This is a genomic window from Stutzerimonas xanthomarina DSM 18231 (assembly GCF_900129835.1).
GTDB classification, from domain to species: Bacteria; Pseudomonadota; Gammaproteobacteria; order Pseudomonadales; family Pseudomonadaceae; genus Stutzerimonas; species Stutzerimonas xanthomarina.
Genome location: NZ_FQXA01000015.1, coordinates 1 through 1318, shown reverse-complemented (window position 1 = coordinate 1318; position 1318 = coordinate 1). Strand labels below are relative to the sequence as shown.

The window sequence follows — 1318 nt, the reverse complement described above, 5'->3', positions numbered from 1 at the left end:
TGAACGAGCCCCCTGAAACACCGGACATTGTTTCCCCCTTACCATAAGGGATAGGCAAACGGTCGTGTTTATGACTACCAGCAAAGACAGACATATCGAAGTGCTCGGCCAGGAGCGGCGTCGCCGCTGGAGCGTCGAGGAGAAGCTCACCATGGTGCGCGAGAGCCTTGAGCCCGGGCACAGCGTCTCAGTGGTCGCCCGACGCCATGGCATCAACCCCAACCAGCTGTTCCATTGGCGCAAGCTCTATCAGGACGGCAGCCTGTCGGCGGTCAGCGCAGGAGAGGCTGTGGTGCCGGCCTCGGAGTTGGCTGACGCAATGAAGCAGATCCGCGAGCTGCAACGGATGCTGGGCAAAAAGACCATGGAAGCTGAAGTGCTCAAGGAAGCGGTGGAGATCGCCCGCTCGCGAAAATGGATTGCGCACTCACCCTTGTTGCCGGGGGACGACCAGTGAAGCTGGTCAGCGAAAGTCTCGGTGTGTCGCGCTCGCAACTGACGGCTCGAATCAAGCAGGCCAATGAAGGCAAAGGAGCCCGTCGTAGGCGTATCCCTGACGATACGGCTCTGGTGGAGCGGATCAAGGCCTCAATCTCCGACTTGCCCAGCTATGGCTACCGCCGGGTCTGGGCGCTTCTACGTAGGCAGGCCGAACCGGCGGTCAATGTGAAACGGGTTTATCGGGTCATGCGCGACCACGACCTGCTGCTGGAGAAACGCCGCAAGCAGCCCGGTGTGGCTCGTCGTCATGAAGGCCGAGTGGCAGTGGGCGAGAGCAATACCCGTTGGTGCTCGGACGGTTTTGAGTTTCGTTGTGACGATGGCGCCAAGCTGCGTGTGACCTTTGCCTTGGACTGCTGCGATCGCGAGGCCATCAGCTGGGTAGCCAGCTCGAGAGGCTACAGCGGTGACGACGTCCGTGACGTCATGCTTGAAGCCGTCGAGAAACGTTTTGGACAGGCACTGCCTGCCACTCAGATTCAATGGTTGAGCGATAACGGCTCGGCGTACACCGCCGAACAGACGCGGGCCTTTGCTCGGGAAATCGGCTTGATACCGCTGACCACGCCAGTGTGCAGCCCGCAGAGCAACGGCATGGCGGAGAGCTTCGTGAAAACGATGAAGCGCGATTACATCGCCCATATGCCACGGCCGGATCGCCAGACAGCGCTACGCAACCTGGCGATTGCTTTTGAGCATTACAACGAAGAGCATCCCCACAGCGCACTGAAGTACCGCTCGCCTCGGGAGTTCAGGCGGTTGGCTGTAACATCAACTTAACAGGGTTGCGGTGTCCGGTTTGATAGGGGCAAGTCCA

Annotated in this window: 1 protein-coding gene; it reads left to right on the top strand. The window is 59.9% G+C overall.

The window, feature by feature from the left end:
- Positions 1–70: 70 nt before the first annotated feature.
- A protein-coding gene (locus tag BUE09_RS20050) for an IS3 family transposase (RefSeq protein ID WP_417778401.1) occupies positions 71–1281 on the top strand; the annotation gives its coding sequence in 2 pieces (ribosomal slippage) (positions 71–416 and positions 416–1281; 1212 coding nt in all).
- The last annotated feature ends 37 nt before the right edge of the window (positions 1282–1318 follow it).